This window comes from Neorhizobium huautlense, from assembly GCF_002968575.1.
Lineage (GTDB): Bacteria > Pseudomonadota > Alphaproteobacteria > Rhizobiales > Rhizobiaceae > Neorhizobium > Neorhizobium huautlense.
Window position 1 is genome coordinate 101,581 of sequence record NZ_PVBM01000004.1, and the last position, 15,727, is coordinate 117,307.

At 58.7% G+C, this 15,727-nt stretch carries 17 protein-coding genes; 16 read left to right on the forward strand and 1 reads right to left on the reverse strand.

The window, feature by feature from the left end; all coding sequences use genetic code 11:
* The first annotated feature begins 208 nt into the window (after positions 1 to 208).
* The 8 genes from C5L12_RS06160 to uxuA all read left to right on the forward strand — a co-directional run bounded on the left by C5L12_RS06160 (position 209) and on the right by uxuA (position 7,536).
* The gene (locus C5L12_RS06160) at positions 209 to 964 is read left to right on the forward strand and encodes an IclR family transcriptional regulator (protein ID WP_105371144.1); all 756 of its coding nucleotides are present in this window, start codon (positions 209 to 211) and stop codon (positions 962 to 964) included.
* Positions 965 to 1,048: 84 nt separating this feature from the next.
* On the forward strand, positions 1,049 to 1,303 hold the full coding sequence (locus tag C5L12_RS06165) for a WGR domain-containing protein (protein ID WP_105371145.1): 255 nt from the start codon (positions 1,049 to 1,051) through the stop codon (positions 1,301 to 1,303).
* 147 nt (positions 1,304 to 1,450) lie between these two features.
* The gene (locus tag C5L12_RS06170; RefSeq protein ID WP_105371146.1) at positions 1,451 to 2,191 is read left to right on the forward strand and encodes a FadR/GntR family transcriptional regulator; all 741 of its coding nucleotides are present in this window, start codon (positions 1,451 to 1,453) and stop codon (positions 2,189 to 2,191) included.
* 40 nt (positions 2,192 to 2,231) lie between these two features.
* A complete protein-coding gene (locus C5L12_RS06175; protein WP_105371147.1) occupies positions 2,232 to 3,206 on the forward strand; it encodes a sialic acid TRAP transporter substrate-binding protein SiaP in 975 nt (324 codons plus the stop codon).
* 66 nt (positions 3,207 to 3,272) lie between these two features.
* A complete protein-coding gene (locus C5L12_RS06180) occupies positions 3,273 to 3,845 on the forward strand; it encodes a TRAP transporter small permease (RefSeq protein ID WP_105371316.1) in 573 nt (190 codons plus the stop codon).
* 5 nt (positions 3,846 to 3,850) lie between these two features.
* Positions 3,851 to 5,263 (forward strand): TRAP transporter large permease, encoded by a 1,413-nt coding sequence (locus tag C5L12_RS06185; protein ID WP_105371148.1) that lies wholly within the window; start codon positions 3,851 to 3,853, stop codon positions 5,261 to 5,263.
* A 9-nt stretch (positions 5,264 to 5,272) separates the two neighbouring features.
* Entirely contained in the window at positions 5,273 to 6,316 is a 1,044-nt protein-coding gene (locus tag C5L12_RS06190; protein ID WP_105371149.1) for an L-idonate 5-dehydrogenase, read from the forward strand.
* A 23-nt stretch (positions 6,317 to 6,339) separates the two neighbouring features.
* On the forward strand, positions 6,340 to 7,536 hold the full coding sequence (gene uxuA, locus C5L12_RS06195; RefSeq protein WP_105371150.1) for a mannonate dehydratase: 1,197 nt from the start codon (positions 6,340 to 6,342) through the stop codon (positions 7,534 to 7,536).
* Between the two features lie 14 nt (positions 7,537 to 7,550).
* Here uxuA and C5L12_RS06200 read toward each other — a convergent pair whose 3' ends face one another.
* On the reverse strand, positions 7,551 to 8,792 hold the full coding sequence (locus C5L12_RS06200; protein ID WP_105371151.1) for an ROK family transcriptional regulator: 1,242 nt from the start codon (positions 8,790 to 8,792) through the stop codon (positions 7,551 to 7,553).
* A gap of 307 nt (positions 8,793 to 9,099) precedes the next feature.
* On the opposite strand from C5L12_RS06200, the gene C5L12_RS06205 reads away from it, so the two are divergent.
* The 8 genes from C5L12_RS06205 (at position 9,100) to C5L12_RS06240 (ending at position 15,715) form a co-directional block, all read left to right on the forward strand.
* Positions 9,100 to 10,125 carry a sugar ABC transporter substrate-binding protein gene (locus tag C5L12_RS06205; RefSeq protein WP_105371152.1) on the forward strand — a complete coding sequence of 342 codons (1,026 nt, stop codon included), beginning with the start codon at positions 9,100 to 9,102 and terminating at the stop codon, positions 10,123 to 10,125.
* A gap of 138 nt (positions 10,126 to 10,263) precedes the next feature.
* Complete coding sequence (locus C5L12_RS06210; protein WP_105371153.1) at positions 10,264 to 11,328, forward strand: ABC transporter permease; 1,065 nt, start codon at positions 10,264 to 10,266, stop codon at positions 11,326 to 11,328.
* 1 nt (position 11,329) lies between these two features.
* The gene (locus C5L12_RS06215) at positions 11,330 to 12,109 is read left to right on the forward strand and encodes an ATP-binding cassette domain-containing protein (protein WP_105371154.1); all 780 of its coding nucleotides are present in this window, start codon (positions 11,330 to 11,332) and stop codon (positions 12,107 to 12,109) included.
* 256 nt (positions 12,110 to 12,365) lie between these two features.
* Complete coding sequence (locus C5L12_RS06220) at positions 12,366 to 12,881, forward strand: hypothetical protein (protein ID WP_157948997.1); 516 nt, start codon at positions 12,366 to 12,368, stop codon at positions 12,879 to 12,881.
* 87 nt (positions 12,882 to 12,968) lie between these two features.
* Positions 12,969 to 13,271, forward strand: coding sequence for a hypothetical protein (locus C5L12_RS06225; RefSeq protein ID WP_105371156.1), 303 nt, complete (start codon positions 12,969 to 12,971; stop codon positions 13,269 to 13,271).
* A gap of 156 nt (positions 13,272 to 13,427) precedes the next feature.
* The gene (locus C5L12_RS06230; RefSeq protein WP_105371157.1) at positions 13,428 to 14,201 is read left to right on the forward strand and encodes an amino acid ABC transporter substrate-binding protein; all 774 of its coding nucleotides are present in this window, start codon (positions 13,428 to 13,430) and stop codon (positions 14,199 to 14,201) included.
* Between the two features lie 75 nt (positions 14,202 to 14,276).
* Complete coding sequence (locus C5L12_RS06235) at positions 14,277 to 14,957, forward strand: amino acid ABC transporter permease (protein ID WP_105371158.1); 681 nt, start codon at positions 14,277 to 14,279, stop codon at positions 14,955 to 14,957.
* On the forward strand, positions 14,954 to 15,715 hold the full coding sequence (locus C5L12_RS06240; RefSeq protein WP_105371159.1) for an amino acid ABC transporter ATP-binding protein: 762 nt from the start codon (positions 14,954 to 14,956) through the stop codon (positions 15,713 to 15,715). The genes C5L12_RS06235 and C5L12_RS06240 overlap by 4 nt, the downstream gene beginning before the upstream one ends.
* Positions 15,716 to 15,727: the final 12 nt, after the last annotated feature.

Consider the following 15,727-nt stretch of genomic DNA (forward strand, 5'->3'; position numbering starts at 1 on the left):
GTCAAAACGGAGGCTGGGCGGGCGGCAAGAAATATCGAACAACTATTGTAACCGCTTTTGCAGCCTCCTGACGCTGTCACTCTATAAAACGCCCGTAAAAAAGCTAGGTTACCTTGGCCGCAGCGACCTCGAAGTGCGTTGAAGTCGGCTTGAGACAGTCGGAAAATAATCGGCTAAATGGAAAAGGAGGCACGGCAGGGATTCAATTATGCGGGAAACAGATTTCATCGGAGGCTTTGCGAAGGGCCTACGCGTGATCGAAGCTTTCGGGCAAACCCAGCCGCGTCTTTCGATCGCGGACGTTTCGAAGCTGACGGGGCTTGACCGTGCCACGGCGAGACGTTGTCTGCTGACGCTCTCCGAGCTCGGTTACGCAGACTACGACGGGAAGTTCTTTGCGTTGACGCCCAAGATCCTGAGGCTGGGGCATGCCTATCTGTCGGCAACCCCACTACCTCAAATCGTCCAGCCTTTTTTGGACAGGCTGGCCGAGGAAGTTCATCAGAGCGCATCGGCGAGCGTGCTGGACGGAACGGAAGTGGTCTATATCGCGCGTGCTTCCCAGCAGCGCGTCATGTCGATCAACCTGATGCCCGGCAGCCGTCTTCCGGCCTATTGCGCTTCAATGGGGCGGGTGTTGCTCGCGGCGCGTCCCGACGAGGAAGCGCGCCAGTTGCTCAACCGGACCACCCTCAAGGCCTTCACACCGCATACCAAGACCGACCCCGATCAGTTGATGGAAGAGATCGCTCGGGTCAGGGCGCAGGGTTTTGCAGTGATCGACCAGGAATTGGAACTCGGCCTCTGCTCGATCGCAGTACCGCTCGAGAACGATCGAGGGCGCGTCGTTGCCGCCCTGAACATCGGCGCTCCAGCGGCAAGCGTCGCAGCGACCGAAATGGCGGCGCGCTTCCTTGCTCCTCTGAAGAGCATTACCCGTTCTCTGCGCCCACTCTTGCACTGATCCATCACAATCGTGAATCGATCCGCCATGATCGATTCAATCAAGTCGTTGGACGGCTGAATCGCGAGTTGCGATTCTGCTCCCATGACTGACGAACCACTGCTTCTCACCCGTTGCGATGCCTCTCGCAACATGTATCGCTTTTATGCACTGAATGTGGATGCCGACCTCTTCCACGGTAGTGCCCTGACCCGTCACTGGGGCCGCATCGGCACCAAGGGGCGTTTTTGCATCCAGCTTTTCGGCTCCCGCCAGGAAGCAGAGCGTCAGCTCGCCCTTATTTTGCGCCAAAAACTACGCCGCGGCTACCAAGCGATGCCATCGAAGACAGGCATATAGCGGATATCAGCACCGCTCAAAGCTTCGTGTATATTGTTCTATGCATACCGTTGACATTTTTCGGGCCGAGTATATAAAACAGAAGACTGGTAAGGCCAGTTGACCAGTGGCGCGCGGGAGGAGCTCGAGGGCCCAGGGAGGACCTGAATGTTTTCGGTCATCGCACCGCGCCGCCTCTACAGGCAGGCCGCGGATCAAATGCGCACGCTTATCGAGCGGGGCCAATTTGCTGTCGGAGACCGGCTGCCTGCCGAGCGGGAGCTCGCGGAAATGTTGCGCGTTTCGCGTCCGACGGTCCGGGAAGCCCTGATTGTGCTCGAAGTGGAAGGCTTCGTAAACATCCGCATGGGTTCGGGCGTTTATGTCTGCCGCCGACAGGCGCCGCCCAACCCCATCCCGTCCGAAAATATCGAAGGCCCTTTCGAGTTGCTTAGGGCGCGTTCGATCGTTGAATGTGCTATCGCGGAAGAAGCAGCACGCGCAGCCCGGCCTGACCACATTGCCGCGCTCGATCAAAACCTGCGTGCTATGTCGGATGCATTGGACGATCGGCCGACCGCTCTTGCCCTGGATCGCGGTTTCCATACGGCCGTGGCCTCCATCGTCTCGAACGCGACGCTGGAGCGGTTCGTGGGTGAAATCCATGACATGCGGATGACGCCTTATTTTGAAAAGCTGGCAGGCTATTTCGAGAACCGGGACACATGGCATAGCGCGCTTGAAGAACACCGAGCGATCCGGAATGCGATCGCAGCCGGCGATCCCGAGGGTGCCCGCGCAGCCATGCGAAACCATCTTGAACTGTCGCAGCAGAGATTGTCGCAGAGTTTTGCGGAGGAGCAGGACAGGACCTCGCCCGCCAAACGGGGGCCGGCTGCAGCGCGCTAACGTGACAACATCATTTGACTTCAACTGGGAGGATGAAAAAATGAAGTTCAAACTAACCGCAATCCTAGGTGCCACCGCCGCCATTCTGGCGTCGGCCTTGACCGCACAGGCGCAGACGGTGCTGAAATGGGCACATGTCTACGAAACCTCGGAGCCTTTCCATACGGAATCCGTCTGGGCGGCCGCGGAGATCAACAAGCGAACCAACGGCCGCTACAAGATCGACGTCTTCCCGGCCTCGCAGCTGGGCAAGGAAGCCGATATCAACCAGGGCCTCAAGCTCGGAACGGTGGACATGATCATCTCCGGGTCGAGTTTTGCAGCCCGCGAATATCCGCCGATCGGCGTCACCTATTTCCCCTATATCTTCCGCGATCCCGCCCATCTGATCGCCTATACGAAGAGTGACGTCTTCAAGCGCCTTGCCGAGGGATACGAAAAGGCGTCCGGCAACCATATCACCGCGGTCACCTACTATGGGACGCGCCACACCACGTCTAACAAGCCGATTGCCAAATGCGCCGACATGAAGGGGCTGAAGATCCGCGTTCCGGATGTTCCGGCCTATCTCGCCATGCCGCGCGCCTGTGGCGCCAACACAACGCCGATCGCCTTCGCGGAAGTCTATCTCGCGCTTCAGAACGGTACGGTGGAAGCTCAGGAAAATCCGCTGACAACCATCGAGGCCAAGAAATTCTACGAGGTGCAGAAGAACATCGTTCTGACGGGCCACATCGTCGACCACCTCAATACGGTCGTTTCCAAGAGCAGGTGGGCGAGCCTTTCCGACGAAGACAAGAAGATCTTTTCCGAAGTCATGGCGGAGGCCGCTGAACGCGGCACCAAGATCATCGACGAACGCGAAAAGGCACTGGTCGCCAAGTTCAAGGGCATGGGCATTGCGGTTACCGAAGTCGACAAGGCGGACTTCGAAAAGACCGTAATGGAAAAGGCCAAGATGGAAGACTTCGGTTACAAGAAAGCCGATTGGGAGGCCATCCGCGCCATCAAATAACAAGTGATGCCGCCGGCCTTGCGGATCGTAAGGCCGGCTTTTTCCCGCCATCGCCGGAAGGCCATCATGTCAAAAGAAATCCATACTCAGATCACCGCAGAAGAGATCGCCCACACTTTCGAAGATACAGCGCCAACAGCGCACGCCTCCGACTACGGCTTTGAAGATTGGCTGACGCTCATCGTCTTCTGGCTGATGACGGGCTGTGTCTTCCTGCAGTTCTTCACCCGCTATGTCCTCAACGATTCCTATGCCTGGACCGAAGAGATCGCGATCAACTGCCTGATCGGCGTCGTCTTCCTCGGATCGGCGATGTGCGTGCGCGTCTCGCGTCATATTCAGGTGGACGTGCTTTATCATTATCTTCCTGCAGCATTTGCGCGGTTTTTATCGATCTTTGTCGATGTCGTTCGTATCGCCTTCTTCGCCTATGCCTGCTGGCTGATGTGGCGCTATGTGGAAATTGTCGCCCATGAGCGCATGGTGACGATCGACCTGCCCCGGAACATCGTCTTTTACAGCGTCATGGCAGGCTTCGCTCTTATGCTTATCCGCTCCATCCAGGTTTTCGTCGGCAATCTGCGCCGCGGCTATTCCGTTCTCGAACGGCCTGAAATGTTCCAGAAGCTCGAGGACTGATCGTCATGTTGCTGCTCGTTGGTTCCTTCCTCGTTTTGATGCTCGTGGGCGTGCCCGTCGCCATCTCCATGGCGGTAGCCTCGGTCCTCTACCTTGTTCTCTACGGCGTTGCCCCCGACATCATCGCTGCGCAGCGAATGATTGCCGGCGTGGAGAGTTTCCCCCTGCTCGCTGTCCCCTTTTTCATCCTCGCCGGGAACCTGATGAATTCCGCCGGCGTCACCGGACGCATCTACTCCTTTGCCGTTGCTCTCGTCGGCTGGATGCGAGGCGGCCTGGCGCAGGTGAATATCATCGGTTCGGTCATCTTCTCTGGCATGTCCGGCACGGCACTCGCCGATGCGGCCGGCATCGGTACCATCGAAATCAAGGCGATGAAGGATCACGGCTATCCGGTGGAGGCGGCGGTCGGCGTAACAGCCGCTTCGGCAACGCTCGGACCGATCTTCCCGCCGTCGCTGCCCTTCGTCATCTATGGAATGATGGCGAATGTCTCGATCGGCGCCTTGTTCATGGCAGGCATCGTGCCGGGCGTCGTCATGACACTGCTGATGATGATCACAGTCGCCATCTTCGCTTATATCAAAAGCTGGGGTTCCGACACGCCTTTCAATCTTCGCCAGCTCGGATCGGCATCCCTGGAAGTCGTAATTGTCTTCGCTGTCCCACTGCTGATCTACCTGCTGATGTCTGCAGGCCTCTCGATGAATCTGGCGGTCGGCATCGCGCTAGTCGTTCTGCTTGCCCTTGACTGGTATTTCGACTTTTCGGCCGTTCTGGCGCTGATGACGCCGGTTATCCTGATCGGCGGCATGACCATGGGCTGGTTTACCCCAACGGAAGCGGCGGTTGCAGCGGTTCTGTGGTCACTGTTCCTCGGCCTCGTGCGTTATCGAACCATGACGCTGTCCACTTTGGCTCGCGCCACATTTGATACTATCGAGACGACCGCCTCGGTTCTGTTCATCGTAACGGCCGCGTCGATTTTCGCCTGGCTCCTGACGGTCAGCCAAGCGGCTCAAATGCTCTCCGGCGCGATCCTGACGATCACCGACAACAAGTGGGTTTTCCTGATCCTCGTCAACCTCCTGATGCTTTTCGTGGGGTGTTTCCTCGATACGATCGCGGCAATCACCATTCTGGTGCCGATCCTGCTTCCTCTGGTACTCCAGTTCGACATCGATCCGGTGCATTTCGGTCTGATCATGACGCTCAACCTGATGATCGGACTCCTCCATCCACCGCTCGGCATGGTGCTTTTCGTATTGTCGCGCGTTGCAAAATTGTCCGTGGAGCGTACGACGATGGCGATCCTGCCTTGGCTCGTGCCGTTGTTCATCGCACTCATCCTGATCACCTTCGTTCCGGCGATCACGCTCTGGCTGCCGACGGAATTCGGCCTTATCCGCGGCAATTGAGGAACTGACATGCGAACACGTTTCGCACGGCTGTATGGCGAGCGCGATCTACGCATCGAAGAGGGGCCGGTTCCAGCTCCTCGCGAAGGCGAAGTCTTGTTGAGGATGGCGGCAGGCGGCATCTGCGGCTCCGACCTCCACTACTACCAGGATGGCGGCTTCGGCCCTGTCCGGGTGCGAGAACCGATCATTCCCGGGCACGAGGCGGCGGGATATGTGGAGACCCTGGGGCGGGGTGTTTCCGGCGTTGAAGTCGGTGCCCTGGTATCGGTCAATCCAAGTCGACCCTGCGGGCATTGTCGCTTCTGCAAGGAGGGGCTGCCGATCCACTGCCTCGAGATGCAGTTCATGGGGAGTGCCATGCGCCTTCCCCATGCGCAGGGCATGTTCCGGGACTATCTGGTCGTGCCGGCGATCCAATGCCATCCCGCGGGCAAGATCGTCAGCGCTGGCGAGGCTGCCTGCGCCGAACCCCTTGCGGTCTGCCTCCACGCGGTCACGCAGGCGGGAGACTTATCCGGGAAGAGAGTGCTCGTGACTGGCGCCGGGCCAATCGGAGCACTGGTCGTTGCAGCGGCGCGCCATGGCGGCGCAACAGAGGTCGTCGTCACCGATCTCATGGATGCAGCCCTGGAGCGAGCGTCCGCCATGGGCGCCAGCCGCACCATTAACATTGTGAAAAACGGGGCAGAACTCACAGCATACGAAAAGGACAAGGGACAGTTCGACCTGGCCTTCGAATGCTCGGCTGCGGCGCCGGCGATTCGCAGTGCAATCGCCACGGTCAAGCCTCGTGGCCTGATCGTTCAGGTGGGCGTTACCGGTGATACAGTTGTTCCTCTCAATGCGCTTGTCGGCAAGGAACTGCGTTGGATCGGCTCCCAACGGTTCGATAGGGAATTTTCGATTGCCGTCGATCTCATTTCCAGCCGCAGGATCGACGTGCGGCCGATCATCTCCCACACTTTCCCGATTACCCAAGCGCTCGCCGCCTTCGAACAGGCCGGGGACCGTTCCACAGCCTGCAAGGTGCAACTTACATTTCTGGCCTGAAAAGGCCCTTCGAGGACATTCCGATGAGACATACATGGCGGTGGTTCGGTCCGATCGACAAGGTAGGCGTAGAGGACGCCGCCCAGGCCGGGGCACAGGGGATTGTCAGTGCACTTCATCACATTCCGACCGGCGAAGTCTGGCCGATGGAGGAGATTGGCAAGCGTCATGATGAAATCAGAGCCGGAGGCCTGGTCTGGGATGTGGTCGAGAGCGTCCCTATCTCCGAAAGCATCAAGACCCAGACCGGCGACTGGCGCAGTCATATCGCAAACTGGCAGGAGACGCTCAGGCGTCTGTCGGCCTCGGGGATCCGCACTGTCTGCTATAACTTCATGCCGGTGCTCGACTGGACCCGCACGGATTTGCGCTGGACGGCACGCCACGGCGCCAAGGCCATGCGCTTCGACCTCATCGATTTTGTCGCCTTCGACCTTCATCTCCTGAAGCGCCCCGGCGCTAGCGAAGACTACGAGGAGGCCATTCGGGAAAAGGCAGCAGTCCGATTTGCGCAAATGCCCGACGAGCGGCGCACGGCACTCTCGAAGAACATCGGCGCAGGGCTTCCTGGCTCGGCAGACGGCTATACGCTGCCGCAACTGCTCGAGCTTTTGCAGACCTATTCCGGCATCACACGCGAAAAACTGCAGCAACATCTCGTCGACTTCCTGTCGGAAGTCACGCCGGTGGCCGAGCGTGTCGGCATCAATATCTGTGCGCATCCGGACGACCCACCGTGGGCATTGCTCGGCTTGCCACGCATTCTCTCCAGTGAAGAGGACTACCTTCGCATGCTGGCGGCTGTCGATAGCCCGGCAAATGGGGTGACTTTCTGCACGGGTTCGCTTGGCGCGCGAGCCTCCAATGACTTACCCGCGATGGTGAGGCGTCTCGCTCCGCGCATTCACTTCGTCCACCTGCGCAACGTTCATCGCGAAGAGGAAGGCACCCCCTGCTCGTTTTTCGAAGACGAACATCTTGAGGGTGATACGGACATGGTCGCGGTCATCGCCGAACTGCTCGCCGAAGAGAAGCGCCGCAAGGCCCAAGGCCGCTCCGATCACCAGATACCGATGCGCCCGGACCACGGACAGGAAATTCTCGATGACCTCAAGCGCGGCGCCCAGCCGGGCTATCCTGCCATCGGCCGGCTGAAAGGGCTTGCCGAACTGCGTGGTATCGAACGCGCGCTATCCCACAGAACATATGGGCTTCCGTGATCTCGCAAGCGGATTTACAGTGACGGCGCGCCGCTCACTTCCTTGAACAAAACGCTCTGGTCGGTGAGATATTTGGCAAAGATCGGCAGGCTGGCTCCGCCGATCGCCCTTGCCTGCGAGCCGACTTTGCCTTCGACGATATCCGGAATGATCACGCCCTGCAGGTCCAGTCTGCCAACCGCATCTATAGTGGCGCTGACAATCCGTTTGCGGACCCAGCCGGGGAAACCGCCATCGATTACCGCTGCGCCAAAGTCGATGATCGAGGCGGCGGCTACGATCGCCTGCGCCAGCGCATCGGCCGTCTGCTGAATCCAAAGATCCAGCGGTTCTCCGAAATCGACCCAGCCGTCCGCAGAATACCAGAGCGGCTGCGGATCGATGCCCCGTTCCTGCAAGAGGTTTTCCAGTACGAAAATAGAGGCGATATCAAGCAGCTGGCGGGTTTCCCCCGCCTTGCCGCGAACGGGCAAGGGACCGACCGCGCCCGCCGTTCCGGTACGGCCGGAAAAAATCGCAGAATTGAGAACGATACCGCCGCCGATAAACGACCCGATAAAAAAGTACACGAAATCCGGATAGGCCGGGCCGACGCCGAAGACGAGTTCTGCACCACAAGCGCTTGTCGCGTCGTTTTGCAGGTAAACGGCATGCCGTACACGGCTGGCAATTTCGCCCTGCAGATCGAAACTGCGCCAGACGTCCATCGCCCCCTCCGGAGCGCCTACCTCGTCTGCCCAGTTCCATAGCTCGAATGGCGCGGCAACGCCGATTCCGGCGATACGGCCACGCTCTGCCTCGTCCATCTGGGATTCGATACGCTCGATTCCCGAAATGATGATGTCCAGGATTTTCGCCGGCTGCGGATAGGCGTAGGTCTCATGATACTGCCGTCTTATTTTGCCCATGAAGTCCATGAGCACGAGGTCGGCGCTGCGGCGGCCGATCTTCACTCCGAAGGAATAGACGGCATCAGGGTTGAGCCGCATCGGCACCGAGGGCTGCCCTACCCGGCCGCGTACCGGCTCTCCGCGCAAAAGCAGCCCGTCCTTTTCCAAAGACCGCATGATCACGGAAACGGTCTGCGCCGACAACCCGCTCCGCCTGGTGATGTCGGCCTTGGACATCGAGCCGTTTAGACGCACCAATGAAAGAACCAGCCTTTCATTATAGGCTCTGACACGCACCTGGTTGGCGCCGCCGGTAAGGTTGCCCGGCAGCGCTTGGACCTGACCCGCGCCATCTGAAACCGTCATCGGCTTTCCTCCCAGATCATCGGCCACCGCGAATTACCTCAGATTTCGAAATATCCGCGCGGACATTGATCAAAATTTCTGGTTGTCGCACCCCCGGAATTCCCGGGCCGTGAATCTCCTCCGCTGCGGACTATCGCACGGTGGATAAATAATTCAATCGGAATTAATTATTGACAGGTCCTTTTTATTTGTTCTTAATTGTCGATGTAAGAGTGCAGGACGGGCTGGAGGAGACACCCTGTCAAACTTGGCGCCTGCGCCGCTCATCGGTCCGCGTGACGGACAGCGTTAACTCTGGGAGGAGACCATGAAGAAATCCGTACTTTCCGCCGCATTCGGCGCACTTGCCCTCGGCGTAGCCTTTTCTGCACCTGCTCATGCGGCTGATGTTTCCGCCTGCCTGATCACCAAGACCGACACCAATCCCTTCTTCGTCAAGATGAAGGAAGGCGCCACCGCTAAGGCCAAGGAACTCGGCGTTACCCTGAAATCCTATGCAGGCAAGATCGATGGCGACAGCGAAAGCCAGGTGGCCGCTATCGAAAGCTGCATCGCCGATGGCGCCAAGGGCATCCTGATCACCGCTTCCGATACCAAGGGTATCGTTTCCTCGGTGAAGAAAGCGCGTGACGCAGGCCTCCTCGTGATCGCGCTCGACACGCCGCTCGATCCAGCTGATGCCGCAGACGCAACCTTCGCAACCGACAATCTGCTCGCCGGCAAGCTGATTGGCCAGTGGGCCAAGGAAACGCTCGGCGACAAGGCCAAGGAGGCCAAGGTGGGCTTTCTCGACCTGACGCCGTCGCAGCCGACCGTCGACGTTTTGCGCGACCAGGGCTTCATGATGGGCTTCGGTATCGATCCCAAGGACCCGAACAAGATCGGCGACGAAAACGATCCGCGAATCGTCGGTCATGATGTGACCAACGGCAACGAAGAAGGCGGCCGCAAGGCCATGGAAAACCTTCTCCAGAAGGATCCGAGCATCAACGTCATCCACACGATCAATGAACCGGCAGCCGTGGGTGCCTACCAGGCCCTTAAGGCGGTCGGCATGGAAAAGAACGTCCTGATCGTCTCGGTCGACGGCGGTTGCCCCGGCGTCAAGTCGGTCAAGGAAGGCGTTATCGGTGCCACCTCGCAGCAGTATCCGCTGCTGATGGCGTCCCTCGGCATCGAAGCGATCAAGAAGTTCGCCGACACCAAGGAAAAGCCGAAGCCGACCGAAGGCAAGTCCTTCTTCGATACCGGCGTATCGCTGGTGACCGACAAGCCTGTGTCCGGTGTCAAGTCGATCGACACCAAGGAAGGCACGGCCAAGTGCTGGGGCTAACCCGCATACTATAGGCAACCCGGCCGGGGACTTGATCCTCGGCCGCTTTGAACCGACGATGGCCGTTACCCGACCGACGGAAGAGCGGGGTGAAGGGTAGAGCTTCTGCGCGCCCGGCGCGTAGGCCGAGGAGGAAACATGACTGAAGCACAGGAATTCGAACGAGTTCTTGACGAGAGCGACAAGAACGTCGCCTCTTTCGAGCACAGCGACATATCGTTTCTCAAACGAGCACAGCACTTTCTGCATTCGACGCCTGCGGCAGTACCGCTGATCGTCCTGGTGCTGGCAATCATCATCTTCGGCTTGACGATCGGCGGGCGGTTCTTCTCGTCCTATACGCTGACGCTCATTCTCCAGCAGATTGCCATCGTCGGCATTCTCGGGGCTGCGCAGACGCTCGTCATTCTGACGGCCGGCATCGATCTCTCGATCGGCGTCATCATGGTTTTTTCCGCCGTTATTATGGGCAATTGCGCAATCACCTACGGACTTCCCACTCCCATCGCGATTGCGATCGGCATGGGGACCGGAGGGCTTTGCGGCCTGCTGAACGGCTTCCTCGTCGCCTTTATGAAGCTGCCGCCGTTTATCGTGACGCTCGGCACCTGGAGTATCGTCATGGCGACGAACTTCATCTATTCGGCAAATGAAACCATTCGCGATGCCGATGTCGACGCCCAGGCACCTCTGCTGCATCTATTCGCTGTCAGTTTCAGACTTGGTACCGCCGTACTGACGCTGGGCGTCATTGCCATGGTCCTGCTTGTTCTGGCGCTCTGGTATATTCTCAATCACACGGCCTGGGGCAGGCATGTCTATGCAGTTGGCGACGACCCCGAAGCGGCAAAGCTTTCCGGTATTCAGACCAAGCGTGTCCTGCTCGCGGTCTATACGATCTCCGGCGTGATCGCGGCCTTTGCGGCCTGGGTATCGATCGGCCGCAATGGATCCATCTCGCCGTCGGCTGCGGTCACCGACTATAACCTTCAGGCGATCACCGCGACTGTGATCGGCGGTATCTCCCTCTTCGGCGGGCGTGGCTCGATCCTCGGCACGCTGTTCGGTGCCATGATCGTCGGCGTGGTCTCGATGGGATTGAACATGCTCGGAGCCGATCCGCAGTGGAAGGTTCTTTTGACCGGTGTTCTCATCATCGCGGCCGTTGCGGTCGACCAGTGGATCAGAAAGGTGTCGGTGTAACATGGCAATCGAACCCATTCTTTCGGCTCGCGGCCTCGTCAAGCGTTACGGACGGGTCACCGCACTCGACTATGCTGATTTCGATCTCTACCCGGGCGAAATTCTTGCCGTGATCGGCGACAACGGCGCCGGAAAGTCATCGTTGATCAAGGCCATATCCGGCGCGGTCACCCCCGATGAAGGGGAAATCAGGCTGGAAGGCCAGCAGGTCCAGTTCAAGTCGCCGATGGAAGCGCGCGAAGCCGGCATCGAAACGGTCTACCAGAACCTCGCGCTCTCCCCGGCCCTTTCGATCGCCGACAACATGTTCCTCGGCCGCGAAATCCGCAAACCCGGCGTTCTCGGTAGCTGGTTTCGCATGCTCGATCGTCCGGCGATGGAAAAGCGGGCGCGCGACAAGCTTTCCGAACTGGGATTGATGACGATCCAAAACATCAATCAAGCGGTGGAAACGCTGTCAGGCGGTCAACGGCAAGGTGTCGCCGTCGCGCGGGCCGCAGCCTTTGGCTCCAAGGTCGTCATCATGGACGAGCCAACCGCTGCACTTGGGGTGAAGGAAAGTCGTAAGGTCCTCGAACTCATCCTCGACGTACGGTCGCGCGGCCTGCCGATCGTGCTGATTTCCCACAATATGCCGCATGTCTTCGAAGTCGCCGACCGCATCCATATCCATCGCCTCGGCAAACGGCTGACCGTGATCAATCCGAAAGAATACACGATGTCGGATGCGGTCGCTTTCATGACAGGTGCAAAGGCACCGGCAGAACCCGTCGCAGCCTGATCGACAAGGGGAGGCCCGGCAAACAAGCCAGGTCTCCCTCGCATGTCACTCGGCTCTGGATACGGCGTTCGGCCAACGATGTTCAGCGTCTGCTCTGGAAACGCGTAACGGTCCGCCCTTTACCCTTGTCACCGTTATTCGCCCCTGCTTTCGCTCTGCCGCTGAAGCAGGCGGGAGAAAGATTTCCGATCCTCGGCAATGAAAGGCGGAACAAGGGACGACGAGGCGAATTTATCTGGCAACCAAGGAGCGCACCATGCCAGATAATTCGAAAATTTCGCCAGCCGTTGAATCTATGAAGAAGGAACAAGCTCGGCAACTCTCAAACGAGAGCAAGGGTGAACTGGACAAGGCGCTTGAGGATACCTTTCCGGGTTCCGACCCCATGTCGACGGTCACCAGTACTGCCGCCACAGGAGGCCCCTCGACTTCTTCGGCAGAGGGCATAAGGCAAAGCAGCAAGGCGTCGGTCGTACGCAGAAATGATCTGTTGCTGACGGAGGCTCCACGGGTCGACGAGGCGCTCGACGCCATCGATAGACGCGACGGCAACAATCCGGATACCTGGACGCTGGAAGAGCTTCACGCCTTGCGCTCCGAGATATCCCGGATGCGGGAATCGCTTCTTGAGGTCGGCAGCGCATCAGGACGTCTCGCAAAAGCGGGTGTGTCATCTCTGAAAGAAGATGCGGAAAGACGGATCCGCGAGCGTCCCTTTGCCTCGGTGGGCATTGCGGCGCTGCTTGGCTATTTCTGGGGCCTCACGAGATGACGGCGCCAAGCTTCAAATCTCGCGAGGTCGAGCAGGCGACAAGGTGCGGGCTGATTTCCAAACCTGTGGCGGCGGCCAGAGCCTGAAATGTACCTCGTGCAGATCCTCCTGCCGTTGACAGCTCCGGCCGATCGCATGAGGCTGCACCAGTTCGACACGGTCAAACAGCAGTTGACTGCCAAGTTTGGGGGAATGACATTTTACCGAAGCGCTCCGGCCGAAGGTCTCTGGCAGGAATCCGGTGACGTCGAAAAGGACCTGATCGTGACGGCGGAAATCATGGCTGCCGAACTTGAGCAGGACTGGTGGGATCAATATCGCAAGCGGCTGGAGAAGGACTTCGCCCAGAAGGAAATCGTCGTGCGGGCCTTTAAAATCGAGCGGCTTTAAGCACCGCCAGCGCACATGTCGGCTAGACGGGCATCTTTGAGCGAATGAGAAAAATATTCGCATTTGCCCGATTTCTTAGCAGTTTTATTTGGCCTCAAACGCGGCCGTTTTCTGTAATTGATGTGCCATTCCTCCCGCTCGAAAAGGATTATTGATATGAGCTGGTTAAAAGCTATTGCGGCTGCAGCGCTGTTACAGATTACCCTCTTTCACCCCGCAACTGCCGGGGAAAATCTGGCCGCGGTCAAGTCGGCCGGCGCCTTGAAGATCGGCACCGAAGGCACCTATGCACCTTTCACCTTCCACGATGCGACCGGCAAGCTCGTCGGCTTCGACGTTGAAATCGGCGAGGCGGTGGCGGCCAAGCTCGGCGTCAAAGCCGAATTCATCGAAGGCAAATGGGATGGCCTGATCGCCGGCCTTGACGCCAAGCGGTACGATACGGTGATCAACCAGGTCGGGATCACCGATGCGCGCAAGCAGAAATACGACTTTTCCGATCCCTATATCGCGTCGAAAGCAGTTCTGATCGTTCGCCAGGACAATGACGAGATCAAAGGCTTTGCCGATCTCAAGGACAAGAAAGCCGCCCAGTCATTGACCAGCAATTTCGGCAAACTGGCAGAACAATCGGGTGCCGAGCTTGTTGGAACTGAAGGATTTGACCAGTCGATCCAGCTCGTGCTGACCCGCCGCGCCGATGCGACGATCAACGACAGCCTGTCCTTCCTCGACTTCAAGAAACAAAAGCCGGATGCGCCCGTCAAAATCGCCGCCGAGCAGAACAACGCGGAATATTCAGGGATTATCATCCGCAAGGGTGAACCGGAATTGCTGGAGGCCATCAACAAGGCGCTGGCCGATATCAAGGCTGATGGGACCTACCAGAAGATCGCCCAGAAATATTTTGGGCAAGACGTCTCCAAATAATTCGCTCACGCCCGATTTGGACTGAAGACCCGACGTCCGGCGCATTGCCGGACGTCTCATTTTACGAGGATCACCGTGCCACACTGGCTCCAATTGATGGCAGATTCGCTGCCGACCCTGCTTTGGGCCGGTGTCAAGTTCACCATTCCCTTGACCCTGTTATCCTTCCTGCTCGGTCTTGTCCTCGGATTGATGACTGCTATCGCACGCCTGTTTGCCCCGCCGCCGCTTGCGATGGTTGCGCGTTTCTATGTCTGGGTCATTCGCGGCACACCGCTCCTGGTGCAGCTCTTCGTCATCTTCTATGGATTGCCCAGCATTGGTATTCTGCTCGATGCCTTCCCGGCAGCCTTGATCGGCTTCACGCTCAATATCGGCGCATACAGTTCCGAGATTATTCGCGCGGTGATCTCCTCAGTCCCGAAAGGTCAATGGGAAGCTGCCTATTCGATCGGTATGAGCTGGCGCCAGGCGATGACCCGCACCATTCTTCCCCAGGCAGCGCGCGTTGCCGTCCCGCCGCTGTCCAATACTTTCATTTCGCTGGTGAAAGACACGTCCCTTGCCGCCGCCATCACCGTTCCGGAACTCTTCCAGGCGGCACAAAGGATCGTCGCGACCACCTATGAGCCCCTCATCCTCTACATCGAAGCCGCAATGATCTATCTTGTATTGAGTTCGTTCCTCTCGGCCCTCCAGGTAAGGCTCGAGCGGCGTTTCGCTCGTTACGGCGGCATGTTGGAGGCGAATGCATGATCAAGCTTTCGAACCTCGAAAAACGCTTCGGCGCTGCTGTTATCCTCAGTGATATCAGCATCAATATTCCCGAAGGCAGCGTCACCGCATTGGTCGGGCCATCCGGTGGCGGCAAGAGCACGCTACTGCGCTGCATCAACCTGCTTGAGATCCCGAGTGCCGGCACGATCCGCCTGGGCGAGGCCGAACTCTCATTTTCACCGGATAAAAAAATCGGCTGGTACGACATCCGGATGATCCGCGGCCAGACCGGCATGGTTTTCCAGAATTTCCAGCTGTTCCCCCATCGCACCGCAATCGAGAACGTCATGGAAGGATTGACGACAGTTCTTAGATGGCCCCGCCAGAAGGCGCAGGCGCGTGCCATGGAACTCCTCGAGAAAGTGGGAATGGCGCACAAGGCCGAGGCTTGGCCCGCGACACTTTCCGGCGGGCAGCAGCAACGCGTCGCGATCGCACGTGCCCTGGCGCCCTCGCCCCGTGTCCTGCTCTGCGACGAACCGACGTCGGCGCTCGACCCGGAGCTTGCCGCGGAAGTCGTCGAAGTGCTGGCCAAACTTGCCCGCGAGGGAACGACGATGGTGATGGCCACCCATGATCTCCGGCTCGCCTCCAGGATCGCCCGCGACGTCGTCTTCCTGGAAGCGGGACGTATTGTCGAAGCCGGCAATGCGCAGGCTCTTTTCAACGCGCCACAGCGGGAAAGAACAAGGCAGTTCCTGTCGACAATCAGTGCCGCGCATTCACACGGCGCCTAGCAGCATGAGTTT

Bases quoted from the DNA above. Each gene is read 5' to 3' on its own strand.
- C5L12_RS06160 (WP_105371144.1), top strand. From the start codon at position 209: ATGCGGGAAACAGATTTCATCGGAGGCTTTGCGAAGGGCCTACGCGTG.
- C5L12_RS06165 (WP_105371145.1), top strand. From the start codon at position 1,049: ATGACTGACGAACCACTGCTTCTCACCCGTTGCGATGCCTCTCGCAAC.
- C5L12_RS06170 (WP_105371146.1), top strand. From the start codon at position 1,451: ATGTTTTCGGTCATCGCACCGCGCCGCCTCTACAGGCAGGCCGCGGAT.
- C5L12_RS06175 (WP_105371147.1), top strand. From the start codon at position 2,232: ATGAAGTTCAAACTAACCGCAATCCTAGGTGCCACCGCCGCCATTCTG.
- C5L12_RS06180 (WP_105371316.1), top strand. From the start codon at position 3,273: ATGTCAAAAGAAATCCATACTCAGATCACCGCAGAAGAGATCGCCCAC.
- C5L12_RS06185 (WP_105371148.1), top strand. From the start codon at position 3,851: ATGTTGCTGCTCGTTGGTTCCTTCCTCGTTTTGATGCTCGTGGGCGTG.
- C5L12_RS06190 (WP_105371149.1), top strand. From the start codon at position 5,273: ATGCGAACACGTTTCGCACGGCTGTATGGCGAGCGCGATCTACGCATC.
- uxuA (WP_105371150.1), top strand. From the start codon at position 6,340: ATGAGACATACATGGCGGTGGTTCGGTCCGATCGACAAGGTAGGCGTA.
- C5L12_RS06200 (WP_105371151.1), bottom strand. From the start codon at position 8,792: ATGACGGTTTCAGATGGCGCGGGTCAGGTCCAAGCGCTGCCGGGCAAC.
- C5L12_RS06205 (WP_105371152.1), top strand. From the start codon at position 9,100: ATGAAGAAATCCGTACTTTCCGCCGCATTCGGCGCACTTGCCCTCGGC.
- C5L12_RS06210 (WP_105371153.1), top strand. From the start codon at position 10,264: ATGACTGAAGCACAGGAATTCGAACGAGTTCTTGACGAGAGCGACAAG.
- C5L12_RS06215 (WP_105371154.1), top strand. From the start codon at position 11,330: ATGGCAATCGAACCCATTCTTTCGGCTCGCGGCCTCGTCAAGCGTTAC.
- C5L12_RS06220 (WP_157948997.1), top strand. From the start codon at position 12,366: ATGCCAGATAATTCGAAAATTTCGCCAGCCGTTGAATCTATGAAGAAG.
- C5L12_RS06225 (WP_105371156.1), top strand. From the start codon at position 12,969: ATGTACCTCGTGCAGATCCTCCTGCCGTTGACAGCTCCGGCCGATCGC.
- C5L12_RS06230 (WP_105371157.1), top strand. From the start codon at position 13,428: ATGAGCTGGTTAAAAGCTATTGCGGCTGCAGCGCTGTTACAGATTACC.
- C5L12_RS06240 (WP_105371159.1), top strand. From the start codon at position 14,954: ATGATCAAGCTTTCGAACCTCGAAAAACGCTTCGGCGCTGCTGTTATC.